Here is a 13,501-nt window from a genome sequence, read left to right on the forward strand (position 1 = left end):
GCGCCGAGAGCCGAAAGGCCTGCGCCGCAGGCGCGCTATGTGATCACCGCCGCCATCCGCCCGCGCAGCGCATTGCCGACCCACAGCCGCACCCGGCCCAGATCTTCGCCGCGCAACACCGCTTCCCGGCAGCCCTGCGCGATCAGCTCGGCCCGCAACACCCCCGGCAGCAACCCGCAGGAAAGCGGCGGGGTGCACAGCCCCTGCCCGGCATCAAAGAACAGATTGGTGATCGTCCCCTCGCACACCTCGCCGCGCTCGTTCAGGAACAGCCATTCCTCCACGCCGTCAGGCAAAGCCGCCCGCGCCGCATCATAACTGGCGCGCCGCGTGCTTTTCACCCGCAACCACGGATCGGCCGAATCCAACCGCGCCTCGGCCAGCCGCAGCCGCCAGACCGCCCGCGCCGCAGGCAGCGCCGCCACGGTCACCGCCACATCGCCTGCCTCGCCCAGCGTCAGCCGCACCCGCGCAGCGCCCTGCGGCACCGGCAAGGCCGCCCGCACCACGCACGGATCGCACCCAAACCCCAGCAGCGCGGCTGATCGCCCCAGCCGCTCCAGATGCCCCGCCAAGCGCGGATAGCCCGCGCCATCCCACAGCAGCGTCTCGATCAGCCGGACCGGCTCAGCCCCGCCGCATAGCGCGCTTTCCAATGCGCTTCCTCCCATTCGCCCGCGGCGGTGGAATCGTAAACCACCCCGCCGCCTACATTCAGCACCGCCCGCGCGCCCCAAACCGAAACCGTGCGGATCGCCACATTGAACGCCGCCGCCCCGTCCGGCGCCATCCAGCCGATCGCACCGCAATAGGCACCGCGCGGCAGCGGCTCCACCTCGCGGATGATCTGCATCGCCCGGATCTTCGGCGCCCCGGTGATGGATCCGCAGGGGAACAGCGCCCCCATCAGCCGCGCCAGCGCCGGCGGCTCCACCAACTGCCCCACCACGCGGCTGCTCATCTGATGCAGCGTCGCAAAGGCCTCCACCGCGAACAGTTCCGGCACGCGCACCGATCCCACCTCGGAAATCCGCGAGATGTCGTTGCGCAACAGATCGACGATCATCAGGTTCTCGGCCCGCCCCTTTTCCGACCGATACAGCTCTTCCGCCAGCGCCGCGTCCTCCTCGGGGTCGGCGCCGCGCGGGGCGGTGCCCTTCATCGGCCGCGCCTCGATCCGCCCGCCCGCCGTGCAGCGGAAGAACAACTCGGGCGAGCGCGACACCAGCACCGGCCCCACCCCAAGGTCAAGACAGGCCCCGAACCCCACCGCCTGCCGCGCCCGCAGCGCGCCATACAGGCCCAGCGCCGATCCGCTCAGCGCCGTTTCCATCGGAAAGGTCAGGTTGATCTGATAGCAATCGCCCGCCGCGATATACTCGGCCACCCGCGCAAAAGCCGCGTCATATTCCGCGCGCGACACCATGGGCCGCAGCGGCGCAAGGCTCACCCCCGCCGCTTCTGCCCGCGCCTGCGCCAGCACGGCGTCTGCCGCCTGCGGCGCGTCATAGACGCCAAAGGCCAGCAACGGATGCGCCCGCCCTTCCGGCATCAGCGCCGCCAGCTTCGGCTCCAGCGCATAGCCCGCCTCATAGCTCAGATAGCCCGCAACCCAAGCCCCCGCCGCCCGCGCCGCATCCAGCCGGGCCAGCGCGGGCGCAACATCCGCCGCAGCCTCCGCCACGATCACCTCGCGCGGGGCGGCAAACAGCACGGGGCGCCCCTCGGGGCCATGTTCAAGCAGGATCACGCCAGCCTCCCGGTCTTCCTGCCCTGCGATCTAGCACCCGCCCCCGCCCCCGGCCAGTCCGCAACCGACGCCATGCCCCGCTTCCCCGCCGATCCCGGCCCGGCGCGCCTGCCCCCCCACGCATTCGCGCTTGCACCCCGGCCCGCGCTGACTATAACCCCCGTCAATTTGCGCTTCACCAGAGAATCCAGATTACCGCGCGCCACACGGATCGCGGTCTGAACGCACACACGGGGTCCGTCATGCCGAAAAGAACCGATATCTCCTCCATCATGATCATCGGCGCGGGCCCCATCGTTATCGGTCAGGCCTGCGAGTTCGATTATTCCGGCGCACAGGCCTGCAAGGCGCTGCGCGAAGAGGGCTACCGGGTCATCCTCGTGAACTCCAACCCCGCGACGATCATGACCGATCCGGGTCTGGCCGATGCCACCTATATCGAGCCGATCACCCCCGAAGTCGTCGCCAAGATCATCGAGAAGGAACGCCCCGACGCGATCCTGCCCACCATGGGCGGCCAGACCGGGCTGAACACCACGCTGGCGCTGGATGACATGGGCATCCTCGAGAAGTTCAACGTCAAGCTGATCGGCGCCAACCGCCACGCCATCGAAATGGCCGAAGACCGCAAACTGTTCCGCGAAGCGATGGACCGTCTGGGGCTGGAAAACCCCAAGGCCACCATCATTGCCGCGCCGAAACTCGCCTCGGGCAAGTTCGACATCGCCTCGGGTGTGGCCGAAGCGGTGCGCGCGCTGGAATATGTCGGCCTGCCGGCCATCATCCGACCCGCCTTCACGCTGGGCGGCACCGGCGGCGGCGTGGCCTATAACCGCGACGATTACGAGGCCATCGTGAAATCGGGTCTGGAAGCCAGCCCCGTGGCGCAGGTTCTGGTCGATGAATCGCTGCTCGGCTGGAAGGAATACGAGATGGAGGTGGTCCGCGACAAAGCGGATAACGCCATCATCGTCTGCGCCATCGAGAATATCGACCCGATGGGCGTGCATACCGGCGACTCCATCACCGTGGCCCCGGCCCTGACGCTGACCGACAAGGAATACCAGATCATGCGCAACGGCTCCATCGCCGTGCTGCGCGAGATCGGGGTCGAAACCGGCGGCTCCAACGTGCAATGGGCGATCAACCCGAAAGACGGTCGCATGGTCGTGATCGAGATGAACCCCCGCGTGTCACGCTCCTCGGCGCTGGCCTCCAAGGCCACCGGCTTCCCCATCGCCAAGATCGCCGCGAAACTCGCCGTCGGCTACACGCTGGACGAGCTGGACAATGACATCACCAAAGTCACCCCCGCGTCCTTCGAGCCTTCGATCGACTATGTGGTCACCAAGATCCCGCGCTTCGCCTTTGAAAAATTCCCCGGGTCGGAACCCTACCTGACCACCGCGATGAAATCGGTGGGCGAGGTCATGGCGATTGGCCGCACCATCCACGAATCGCTGCAAAAGGCGCTGGCCAGCCTTGAAACCGGCCTGACCGGCTTTGACGAAATCGCCATCCCCGGCGTGTCCGAAACCGGCACCCCCGACAAGGCCGCGATCTTCAAGGCGCTCAGCATGACCACGCCCGACCGCATCCGCGTGATCGCGCAGGCGATGCGCCACGGGCTGACCAATGATGAAATCCAGCAGGTCACCGCCTTTGACCCGTGGTTCCTCGCCCGCATCCGCGAAATCATCGACGCCGAGGCGCAGATCCGCAAATCCGGCCTGCCGACCAACGCCGATGACCTGCGCGCGCTGAAGATGATGGGCTTCACCGATGCCCGTCTGGCCAAGCTGACGGGCCGCGACGAAGGCCAGGTCCGCCGCGCCCGCCGCAATCTGGGTGTCACCGCCGTCTTCAAGCGGATCGACACCTGCGCCGCCGAATTTGAAGCGCAGACCCCCTACATGTATTCCACCTACGAATCCCCCGCGATGGGCGATGTGGAGTGCGAATCCCGCCCCTCCGCGGCCAAGAAGGTCGTCATCCTCGGCGGCGGCCCGAACCGGATCGGCCAGGGGATCGAGTTCGATTACTGCTGCTGCCACGCCTGCTATGCGCTGACGGCGGCGGGCTATGAAACCATCATGGTCAACTGCAACCCCGAAACCGTGTCCACCGATTATGACACCTCGGACCGGCTGTATTTCGAACCGCTCACCCTTGAACACGTCCTCGAAATCCTGCGCGTCGAACAGGAAAACGGCACGCTGCATGGCGTGATCGTGCAATTCGGCGGCCAGACCCCGCTGAAACTGGCACAGGCGCTGGCCAATGAGGGCATCCCGATCCTCGGCACCACGCCCGACGCCATTGATCTGGCCGAAGACCGCGAGCGCTTCCAGAAGCTGCTCAACGATCTCGGCCTGAAGCAGCCGGTCAACGGCACCGCGCGGAGCCGCGACGAGGCCTTCGCCGTGGCGGCGCAGGTCGGCTATCCGCTGGTCATCCGCCCTTCTTTCGTGCTGGGCGGGCGCGCGATGGAAATCATCCGCGACGATGCGCAGCTGGAACGCTATATCCGCACCGCCGTGCAGGTCTCGGGCGACAGCCCGGTGCTGCTCGACAGCTATCTGTCCGGCGCGATCGAGGTGGATGTCGATGCGCTGTGCGATGGTGAAGCCGTCCATGTCGCGGGCATCATGGAACATATCGAAGAGGCCGGCGTCCATTCCGGCGACTCGGCCTGCTGCCTGCCGCCCCATTCGCTGTCCGCCGAAATCGTCGAGGAGTTGAAGCGCCAGACCGTGCTGATGGCCCGCGCGCTGCATGTGGTCGGGTTGATGAACGTGCAATTCGCCATCAAGGACGGCGTGATCTATGTGCTGGAGGTGAACCCGCGCGCCTCCCGCACCGTGCCCTTCGTCGCCAAGGCCACCGACAGCGCCATCGCCTCCATCGCCGCGCGCCTGATGGCGGGCGAACCGCTGTCGAACTTCGCCGACCGCGCACCCTATGACGCGGGCGTCGGCCCCGATTCGGTGCTGCCGCTGGCCGATCCGAACACGCTGGCCAACCCGATCACCCCGTGGTTCAGCGTGAAAGAGGCGGTGCTGCCCTTCGCCCGCTTCCCCGGCGTCGATCCGCTGCTCGGGCCGGAAATGCGCTCCACCGGCGAGGTGATGGGCTGGGATCGCACCTTCGCCCTGGCCTTCCTCAAGGCGCAGATGGGCGCGGGCACGCTGCTGCCCGAATCCGGCCGCGTCTTCGTGTCGATCAAGGATGCCGACAAATCCGAAGCCCTGGCTCAGGCCGCCCGCGATCTGATCGCCATGGGGTTCGAGATCGTCGCCACCCGCGGCACCGCCGCCTGGCTGGCCGCGCAGGGCGTGAAAACCACCGCCGTGAACAAGGTGTATGAAGGCCGCCCGAACATCGTGGACAGCCTGAAAAACAACGAAATCGCGCTGGTGATGAACACGACCGAGGGCACGCAGGCCATCAACGACAGCCGCGACATCCGCCGCGTCGCGCTGATGGACAAGATCCCCTACTTCACCACCGCAGCCGCCTCCATCGCCGCCGTCGCCGCCATGAAGGCCCGCGGTGAAGGCTACGGCGTGCGGACGCTGCAGGGCTAAGCCTCAAAGGGCGGGGGTCACCCCCGCCCCCTCACCCCCCATAAGCCAGCCGCAGCTCTGACAGCAGCGCTTCGGCCACCTCGCCCTTCACCGTCGGCGCCTGATACAGGCAGACCGACAACCCGCCCAGATCGGGCAGCGCGTCCGGCTCGGCAATCTCCACCGTCCCCGCCGGAAAGGCGCCGCGCAGCCGGGCCGAGATCGCCAGATCGGCGGCCACCACCGCCTCCACCGCCTGCTCGCTTTCGCCGTCAATCGCCATTTCCCACGGGATGCCCGCCGCATCCAGCGCCGCCTGCGCCGTGGGGCGGAAGATGCAGGTGTCCTTGAAGCCCAGCCGCAACGGCGGGCGCGTCCAGGCGCTGCCCTCTGCCGCACCGATCCACACCAGATCATGCCGCGCCAGTTCCTCGCCCCCCGGCCCCGGCCGGTCCTCGGTGGTCAGGATCACATCCAGCTCGCCGCGCGCAAACTGCTCTTTCAGCAGGATGGTGAAAGACGACGCCAGATTGACCCGCAAGCGCGGATATTGCGCCGCCAGTCGCTTCAGAATGCCGGGAATCGCCGGATAAACGATGTCATGCGGCACGCCCAGCCGGATTTCGCCCTCATAGGCCGCCCCGCCCAGCCGGGTCAGCGCCTCGTCATTCAACACCAGCATCTTGCGCGCAAACCCCATCAACTGCTCGCCCTCCGGCGTCAGGCTCAGCTTGCGCGCCGCGCGCAGAAACAGCCCGGTGCCCAGACTGTCCTCCAGCCGCTTCAGCTGCATCGACACGGCGCTTTGTGTCAGGTTCAGCAGGCCCGCCGCCCGCGTCACCCCGCCCGCATCGGCCACCGCCACGAAAGCCCGCAGGGCCGTCAGATCCAGATTGCGCGGCATATCACCCTCCGTGATGGAACATCTCACATTCATTCATTTCCCTAATCATGCCCAATCCGGCATGTTGGATCAAGAGATGAAATGCAAACACCCCAACCCATCACGAACAGGAGCCTCCGATGTCCCTCTCCCTCGCCCGCCGCCGCGCCGCTGCCGCTGCCCGCCGCCCCCTGCTGTCCCGCCTGTGGCACATGCTGTCGGTCGCCCGCCAGCGTCAGGATCTGCGCGCGCTGGATGCCCATCTGCTCGCCGATATCGGCGTCGACCGTGAACAGGCCGAAGCCGAGGCCGACCGCCCGCTGTGGGACGTGCCCGCCCATTGGCGCCGCTGATCCAAACACGCCTGCCAGAGTCAGGATTTGCGCGACAACCGTCTTGAAATGCAGGCAAAGCCTCCCGATATTGACGGCATAAGGTGGGGCCGGACGGCAAGGCCCCGCCACGGACCATTCTCGGAGGCACCACATGGCTGACTATCAAACGATCCGCACCGCAGGCGTCGGCGCCCGCACGGCGCAGATCGACGCGGGCCTTCGCGCCCATATGAACAAGGTCTACGGGCTGATGTCCGTGGCGATGCTGATCACCGCCGCCGTCGCCTGGGCCGTCGGCACCAACGAGGCGATGCTGACCGCGATCTACACCACGCCGCTGAAATGGCTGGTGATGTTCGCGCCGCTGATCATGGTCTTCGCCTTCGGCGCGCTGATCAACCGCCTGTCGGCCCCCGCCGCGCAGTTGTTCTTCTACGTCTATGCCGCCGCGATGGGCCTGTCGCTGGCCTATATCTTCGCCATCTTCACCGGCGCCTCGATCGCCACCACCTTCCTGACCACCGCCATCGCCTTCGCCGGTCTCAGCCTCTATGGCTACACCACGAAGAAGGATCTCAGCGGCATGGGCACCTTCCTGATCATGGGCCTGATCGGCCTCGTGGTCGCCTCGGTGGTGAACATCTTCGTCGGCTCCGACGCGCTGCAATTCGCCATCTCGGTGATCGGTGTGCTGATCTTCGCGGGCCTCACCGCCTTCGACACGCAGAACATCAAGAACACCTATATCCAGCACGCCGCGGGTGGCGATCAGGAGTGGTTGGCGAAATCGGCGATCATGGGCGCGCTCAGCCTCTATCTCGACTTCATCAACATGTTCATGTTCCTGCTGCAGTTCCTCGGCAACCGCGAGTAACCTTGCCGCAGGTCGAAACCGAAAGGCCGGGGGAAACCCCGGCCTTTTTTCATTCCCCCCGTTCCGCTTCATCCTGGCAAAAATACTCCGGGGGAGGCGCCGCAGGCGCCGGGGGCAGCGCCCCCCTGCCCACTGCCCCCTGCCCTAGATCACCGCGCCGAACACCTGCCCCACCAGCGCCGTGACCGCCATCGCCACCGCGCCCCAGAACGTCACCCGCGCCACGCCGCGCCCGACCGGCGCACCGCCCGCCTGCGCGCCCACCGCCCCCAGCACCGCCAGAAACACCAGCGACAGCCCTGCCACCCAGACCGAAAGCTGCGCCTCGGGCGCCAGCGCCCCGGCGGCCAGCGGCAGCGCCGCCCCCACCGCGAAGGTCAGCGCCGAGGCGCCTGCCGCCACCAGCGGCTTGGCCTCGCTGTGCTCCGAAATCCCAAGCTCGTCACGCACATGGGCCGCCAGCGCGTCCTTGGCGTGCAGCGCCTCTGCCACCTGCCGCGCCAGCGCCGCCGGTACGCCGCGCTCCTCATAGATCCCGGCCAGCGCCCGCACCTCTTCTGCCGGGTCTGCCGCGATCTCGGCCTTCTCGCGCGTGATATCCGCCCGCTCGGTATCCGCCTGCGACGAGACGGAAACATATTCCCCCGCCGCCATCGACAGCGCCCCGGCCGCCAGACCCGCCGCCCCGGCCAGCAGCACCTCGGCCCGCCCCGAGGCCGCCGCCATCCCCACCATCAACGACGCGGTCGAGACGATGCCGTCATTCGCCCCCAGAACCGCCGCGCGCAGCCAGCCCACGCGGGCCACATAATGCTCTTCCCGATGCTGCCGTTCCATGACCTGCTCCAAACGCAAAAACCGCGCCCAAAGGGCGCGGCTTTATCGCTCAGGTCAAGGCAGATCTTACTTGATCTTGCCTTCCTTGTATTCCACATGCTCCCGCTTGACGGGGTCATATTTCTTCACAACCATCTTTTCGGTCATCGTGCGGGCATTCTTCTTGGTCACATAGAAGTGCCCGGTGCCCGCCGTCGAGTTCAGACGGATCTTGATCGTCGCCGGCTTCGCCATAGTCGTCTCTCCTACAACCGGGAAAGAAGACCTTCCCGTGAAATCCTTGAAGCCAGCCTTTTACGGATGACACGGGCAGAGTCAACACCAGAAACGTGCCGGGGGGCCAAGAAATGTTGGCCCCGCCGCGCGCCGTGCCCGCTGCTGCCGTCGCCTGTCAGACCAGCGGCTTGCCCATCGTCACATGGATCTGCGCCACGCTGGCCGCATCAAGTTGCAACGCCTGCGCCAGCCCTTTCAGATAGGTCCGCTCCGCCTCGGTATCGACCGAAATCGCCATCAGCGCCGCCGAATAGACCTGCGACTTCGCCGTTTCCCCGACCGAGGACGCCAGCCCCATGATGTCCAGCGGCGCGTCGATCTCGGCGGCGACAAAGGCTTTCTCCTCGTCCGTCGCCTCGCCCAGTTGCGCCATGATCGCGGCCCGCTCGTCGGCGTCGATGCCGCCATCGGCCTTGGCCGCCTGAATCATCGCACGGATCATCAGCCGCGCGTTTTCCTCGGCCAGCGGCCCCGCCGGCGTCGCCCCGGTGATCGAGGCCACCATCTCGCCCATCGACTTTGCCCCGGTCGAGGCCGCGCCGGTCACCGCCGCCATCAGGCTGCTGAACCCGGCCTCGGCCTGTTCGGTGGCCTGCGCTGCCGTGGTGCCGAAGGTGCCCATCATGCCGCGCAGCGCCGTGGTGCCGCCCGGGATGCCCATCTTCTCGGCCATGGCGCCCATCTGGTCAGCCATGCCACCCGGCTGGCCCGCCCCGCGCAGCGCATCCTTCACGCCGTCAAGGCCGCCCATCTTGCGAACCTTGTCCACACCGCGCGCGGCTGCAAACCCAACCGCCAGCGTGGCGAGTGCCTTGATGAAACTCATGTCCCGACTCCCTTGTTGCCGCACCAGCATAGCGCGAAACCGCGCCCAGCAAGCAAGCCCTTCACAGCGGGCGGATCAAAGGAATTTGCGCGGACGGCCTGTAAGCCGGATTTTGTCCAAGGAGTTGCCCCCTCTGGATGACCATTCCTCTGCCCCTGCCGTTACCGACAGGATCTAGCTGCCAACCCGGGCACTCTTGGGCTGAAGTGTCCCATGTGGAGGTCTCCGACAGCCTCACGGCTGAACGTCGGACCTTTCCACGCGAGGCCCCTATTCGGCATTGCTCCGGGTGGGGCTTGCCGTGCCGTCCCTGTTACCAGGTCCGCGGTGGGCTCTTACTCCACCGTTTCACCCTTACCATGGCTTGCGCCATGGCGGTCTCTTCTCTGTGGCGCTTTCCCTGGGGTTACCCCCGCCGGGCGTTACCCGGCACCCTTACTTCATGGAGTCCGGACTTTCCTCGCAGGGTTGCCCCCACGCGGTCATCCAGCCATCCGCGCAAGCGGCGGCTTACGCCGCGTCCCTGCGCGCGTCAACCGGAAAGCGCGCCGCCAGATCGGCAGCCAGCGCCGCATCTGCCGCAGACAACGGCCCCCGCGCCCAGGGGCGAAAGCGCAGCCGGAACGCCGCCAGCAGATCCGCCGCCGCCGCATCGGGATAGCCGAAGGCGCGCAGGTCGGCGGCAAAATCGCCCGGCTCTGCCGCATCGGGCCAGACCGCCAGCCCCGCCTGCGCCAGCCTGCGCCAGTCAAAGCGCGGCCCGGGGTCGCCCTTGCGCGCCGGTGCCATGTCGGAATGGGCGATCACCCGTTCGGGCGGGATGCCCCAGCGGTGCATCACATCGGCCAGCAGCCCCTCCAGCGCCGCCATCTGCGGTTCGGGAAAGGGTTGTGCCCCGGGATTGGCCAGTTCGATCCCGATGGAGCGGGAATTGACATCCGCCACCTGCCCCCAGGCCCCCGCGCCCGCATGCCAGGCGCGCAGCTCTTCCGGCACCAGCGGCTCCACCGCGCCCGTCTCGGAAATCAGGTAATGCGCCGAAACCTCGGCCTGCGCGTCGCACAGCCGCGCCCGCGCCTCGGCGCAGGTGGGCATGGCGGTGTAATGCAGCACGATCAGATCGGGCAATTGCCCATGACGGCGCGGCCCGAAATTCGGCGACGGATGCGCGGCAAACGGCAGCACCGCCCGGCCCTCATTTCACCGCGTTGCGGAACGGCGTCGGATCCCAGGTGCAGGCAAAGCCGTCGCCATCCGGGTCCAGCCCCTTGCGGTCCTTGTCCGGCCCCCCCGCCTCAAGAAACGCCGTCTGTGCCTGATCCGGCGAGCCATACCCGGCGCAGACCTTCTGCGGGTCGCGCAGACCCAGCGAAGACCGCTGATAGACCGGCGCCCCCACCGCATTGGTGGTGGTCAACGCATATTGCACCAGATTCGGCCCCGAGGCATTGCGCTGCGGCGGCACCACAGGCGCCGCAGGGGCCACCGGCGCGGCAGGCGCCACAGCCGGGGCCACAGTCGCCGCCGCCGTCGCATTGGCGCCCAGCGGGCTCAGCGGCAGCGGCGCATAGCTGTTCGCCCCAGAATTCACCGCCGTCTCTGTCGGCGCACCGATCACCGCCCCCGTCGCGCCCGCCGCCGGGGCCACGCCGCTCGCCCGGTCAATCGCGGCGCCCAGCCGGTCGGTCGAAAAGCCCGTGCTGCCCTGCGCGGGCGTCGGCACCGGATAGGCGCCCCCCCCGATCGGCTGCGCCGTCACCGTGCCGCCCACGATGGGCTGCGCGCCCGGTGCCACCACCGGCGCCCCGCCATTCAGCGCGCTTTCGCGCTGCGCGTCATAGCTGCCGAACCCCACGCCGGAATCGGGCACCGAAGGGGCACAGGCGGCAAGGGCCAGCGGCGAAACCAGCATCATCGGCAAAAGGAAGCGGCGCATCTCGGTCATCCCAAAGCAGAACCGGCCCCAAAGGGCCGGCAATTTCAGTTCGGCGGCGGTTTTACCACCATTTTTGCGGCTTGGCCACAAAGCCCGCCGCCCGTTCAAGAACATAAGCGTGATTGAGCAATTCGCCCTCTTCCCAGGGCCGCCCGATCAGTTGCAGCCCCAGCGGCAGCCCGTCGGCATCCAGCCCCACCGGCACCGAAACCCCCGGCAACCCGGCAAGGTTCAGCGTCACGGTGAACACGTCGTTCAGATACATCTCCACCGGATCGGCGCTGCTCATCTCGCCCAGACCGAAGGCCGGGGTCGGCGTCGCGGGCGTCAGGATCGCATCGACCCCTGCCGCAAAGGCCTGCTCGAAGTCACGCTTGATCAGCGCCCGCACCTTGCGCGCGCGGTTGTAATAGGCGTCATAGAACCCCGCCGACAGCACATAGGTGCCGATCATCACCCGGCGCTGCACTTCGGCGCCAAAGCCTTCGGCGCGGGTCTTTTCATACATCTCGGTGATGCCATCGCCCGCCGCCAGCTTGGCGCGGTGGCCATAGCGCACCCCGTCATACCGCGCGAGGTTGCTCGACGCCTCGGCGGGCGCGATCACATAATAGGCGGGCAGCGCATATTTCGTATGCGGCAGCGAAACCTCGACGATCTCGGCCCCGGCGTCGCGCAGCATCTCGGCGCCCTTGTCCCAGATCTTCTGGATCTCCGGCCGCATCCCCGCCACGCGATATTCGCGCGGAATACCGATCTTCTTGCCCCGAATATCGCCGGTCAGCGCCGCTTCGAAATCCGGCACCGGCAGATCGGCGCTGGTCGAATCCTTCGGGTCATGCCCGGCCATCGCGCCCAGCAGGATCGCCGCATCGCGCACCGATTTGGTCATCGGCCCGGCCTGATCCAGCGACGAGGCATAAGCAATGATGCCCCAGCGGCTGACCCGGCCATAGGTCGGCTTGATGCCGACGATGCCGCAGAACGCCGCCGGCTGGCGGATCGAGCCGCCGGTATCGGTGCCCGTCGCCGCCAGACACAGATCGCCCGCCACCGCCGCCGCCGATCCGCCCGACGATCCACCCGGCGAAAGCTCGCGGTCATCGCTGCGCCACGGGTTCACCACCGGGCCATAGCACGAGGATTCGTTGGACGAACCCATGGCGAATTCGTCCATGTTCAGCTTGCCCAGCATCACCGCGCCCGCATCGAACAGCTTGGCCGTGACTGTGGATTCGTATTCCGGCTTGAACCCGGCCAGGATGTTCGAGGCGGCCTGCGACGGCACGCCCTTGGTGCAGAACAGATCCTTGATCCCCAGCGGGATGCCGCACAGATCGGGCGCCCCGCCCGCCTGCAACCGCGCATCCGCCGCCCGCGCCTGTTCCAGCGCGATCTCCGGCGTCTTGTGGACAAAGGCGCCCAGCGTGTCGCCCGCATCCATCGCGGTCAGGCAGGCCATGGTCAGATCGACCGCGCTCAGATCGCCCGCGCGCAGCTTGTCGCGTGCCGCGGCAATGGTCAGTTCGTTCGCGTTGCTCATTCCACCACCTTCGGCACGGCAAAGAACCCCTCGCGGGCATCGGGGGCGTTCTTCAGCACCAGTTCCTGAATATTGCCATCCGTCACCACATCCGCCCGCCGCTTCAGCCGCATCGGCGTGACCGAGGTCATCGGCTCGACGCCCGTCACATCGACCTCGTTCAACTGTTCCATGAAGCCAAGGATGTTCGAAAGCTCCCCGGCCAGCGCGGGCAGATCATGTTCATCCACCTGAATACGGGCGAGCTTCGCCACCCGGCGTGCGGTCTCAACGTCGATCGACATGGGACGGACCCCCTTGCAAGATTTGCCCCCCGTTTAACGGGGCCGCGCCTTGCGTGCAAGGCAGAGGGGGCAGTTTGCGCCACCCGCCGCCCCACCCCGCCGCCCCCGGCTGTGGCCCCGCCGCCCGCCGCCCCGCCAAGCCGCAAAGTCGCGCTTGACTCCAAGGGCTCCCTTTCCCTAACTGCCCGAATTCCAAGTTCCGGCTCACGGGCCGGATTGAAAGGGAACACGGAACGGCGCAAGCCCAATCCGTGGCTGCCCCCGCAACTGTAAGCGGTGAGCGACGTCGATCATGCCACTAGGGCCGAAAACCCCGGGAAGGCCGACGAAGCCACGACCCGCGAGCCAGGAGACCTGCTTGGAGGATCACCCTTTCCGGGCGCGGGGCGCG

The 13,501-nt window shown here is 67.4% G+C and carries 13 protein-coding genes, 1 other RNA gene and 1 riboswitch; of the genes, 3 read left to right on the forward strand and 11 right to left on the reverse strand.

From position 1 onward, the window contains the following. Positions 1-35 precede the first annotated feature (35 nt). Both BMX43_RS07220 and BMX43_RS07225 read right to left on the reverse strand, forming a co-directional pair. A complete protein-coding gene (locus tag BMX43_RS07220; RefSeq protein ID WP_425431786.1) occupies positions 36-656 on the reverse strand; it encodes an aminotransferase class IV family protein in 621 nt (206 codons plus the stop codon). Continuing rightward, the gene (locus BMX43_RS07225) at positions 614-1,750 is read right to left on the reverse strand and encodes an aminodeoxychorismate synthase component I (RefSeq protein ID WP_091299380.1); all 1,137 of its coding nucleotides are present in this window, start codon (positions 1,748-1,750) and stop codon (positions 614-616) included. Before BMX43_RS07225 ends, BMX43_RS07220 begins: the two co-directional genes overlap by 43 nt. Before the next feature lie 242 nt (positions 1,751-1,992). Here BMX43_RS07225 and carB point away from each other — a divergent pair, with 242 nt between their 5' ends. After that, entirely contained in the window at positions 1,993-5,337 is a 3,345-nt protein-coding gene (carB, locus tag BMX43_RS07230) for a carbamoyl-phosphate synthase large subunit (protein ID WP_091299384.1), read from the forward strand. 31 nt (positions 5,338-5,368) lie between these two features. Here the strand turns inward: carB and BMX43_RS07235 are convergent, their stop codons facing one another. Beyond that, positions 5,369-6,220: a LysR family transcriptional regulator gene (locus BMX43_RS07235; protein WP_091299388.1), complete on the reverse strand. Its 852-nt coding sequence runs from the start codon at positions 6,218-6,220 to the stop codon at positions 5,369-5,371. A 119-nt stretch (positions 6,221-6,339) separates the two neighbouring features. On the opposite strand from BMX43_RS07235, the gene BMX43_RS07240 reads away from it, so the two are divergent. After that, complete coding sequence (locus BMX43_RS07240) at positions 6,340-6,552, forward strand: DUF1127 domain-containing protein (RefSeq protein WP_091299391.1); 213 nt, start codon at positions 6,340-6,342, stop codon at positions 6,550-6,552. 133 nt (positions 6,553-6,685) lie between these two features. Next, the gene (locus BMX43_RS07245; RefSeq protein WP_091299395.1) at positions 6,686-7,408 is read left to right on the forward strand and encodes a Bax inhibitor-1/YccA family protein; all 723 of its coding nucleotides are present in this window, start codon (positions 6,686-6,688) and stop codon (positions 7,406-7,408) included. A 144-nt stretch (positions 7,409-7,552) separates the two neighbouring features. Here BMX43_RS07245 and BMX43_RS07250 read toward each other — a convergent pair whose 3' ends face one another. The 8 genes from BMX43_RS07250 to gatC form a co-directional block, all read right to left on the reverse strand. Further along, the gene (locus BMX43_RS07250) at positions 7,553-8,245 is read right to left on the reverse strand and encodes a VIT1/CCC1 transporter family protein (RefSeq protein WP_091299399.1); all 693 of its coding nucleotides are present in this window, start codon (positions 8,243-8,245) and stop codon (positions 7,553-7,555) included. Positions 8,246-8,311: 66 nt separating this feature from the next. Continuing rightward, positions 8,312-8,479: a 50S ribosomal protein L33 gene (gene rpmG / locus BMX43_RS07255; RefSeq protein WP_008027883.1), complete on the reverse strand. Its 168-nt coding sequence runs from the start codon at positions 8,477-8,479 to the stop codon at positions 8,312-8,314. A gap of 157 nt (positions 8,480-8,636) precedes the next feature. Continuing rightward, positions 8,637-9,347: a DUF533 domain-containing protein gene (locus BMX43_RS07260; RefSeq protein WP_091299402.1), complete on the reverse strand. Its 711-nt coding sequence runs from the start codon at positions 9,345-9,347 to the stop codon at positions 8,637-8,639. Positions 9,348-9,432: 85 nt separating this feature from the next. Beyond that, an RNA gene (rnpB, locus tag BMX43_RS07265) (RNase P RNA component class A) lies at positions 9,433-9,845 on the reverse strand. Positions 9,846-9,857: 12 nt separating this feature from the next. Beyond that, positions 9,858-10,532, reverse strand: a complete 675-nt coding sequence (locus BMX43_RS07270) for an N-acetylmuramoyl-L-alanine amidase (protein WP_245749407.1) — start codon at positions 10,530-10,532, stop codon at positions 9,858-9,860. Positions 10,533-10,542: 10 nt separating this feature from the next. Further along, the gene (locus tag BMX43_RS07275) at positions 10,543-11,283 is read right to left on the reverse strand and encodes a hypothetical protein (RefSeq protein WP_139201544.1); all 741 of its coding nucleotides are present in this window, start codon (positions 11,281-11,283) and stop codon (positions 10,543-10,545) included. A 61-nt stretch (positions 11,284-11,344) separates the two neighbouring features. Continuing rightward, complete coding sequence (gene gatA / locus BMX43_RS07280) at positions 11,345-12,826, reverse strand: Asp-tRNA(Asn)/Glu-tRNA(Gln) amidotransferase subunit GatA (RefSeq protein ID WP_091299408.1); 1,482 nt, start codon at positions 12,824-12,826, stop codon at positions 11,345-11,347. After that, entirely contained in the window at positions 12,823-13,110 is a 288-nt protein-coding gene (gene gatC, locus BMX43_RS07285) for an Asp-tRNA(Asn)/Glu-tRNA(Gln) amidotransferase subunit GatC (protein ID WP_091299412.1), read from the reverse strand. The genes gatA and gatC overlap by 4 nt, the downstream gene beginning before the upstream one ends. A 177-nt stretch (positions 13,111-13,287) precedes the next feature. Beyond that, positions 13,288-13,486: riboswitch (cobalamin riboswitch) on the forward strand. Positions 13,487-13,501: the final 15 nt, after the last annotated feature.

Source organism: Gemmobacter aquatilis, from assembly GCF_900110025.1.
GTDB classification, from domain to species: domain Bacteria; phylum Pseudomonadota; class Alphaproteobacteria; order Rhodobacterales; family Rhodobacteraceae; genus Gemmobacter; species Gemmobacter aquatilis.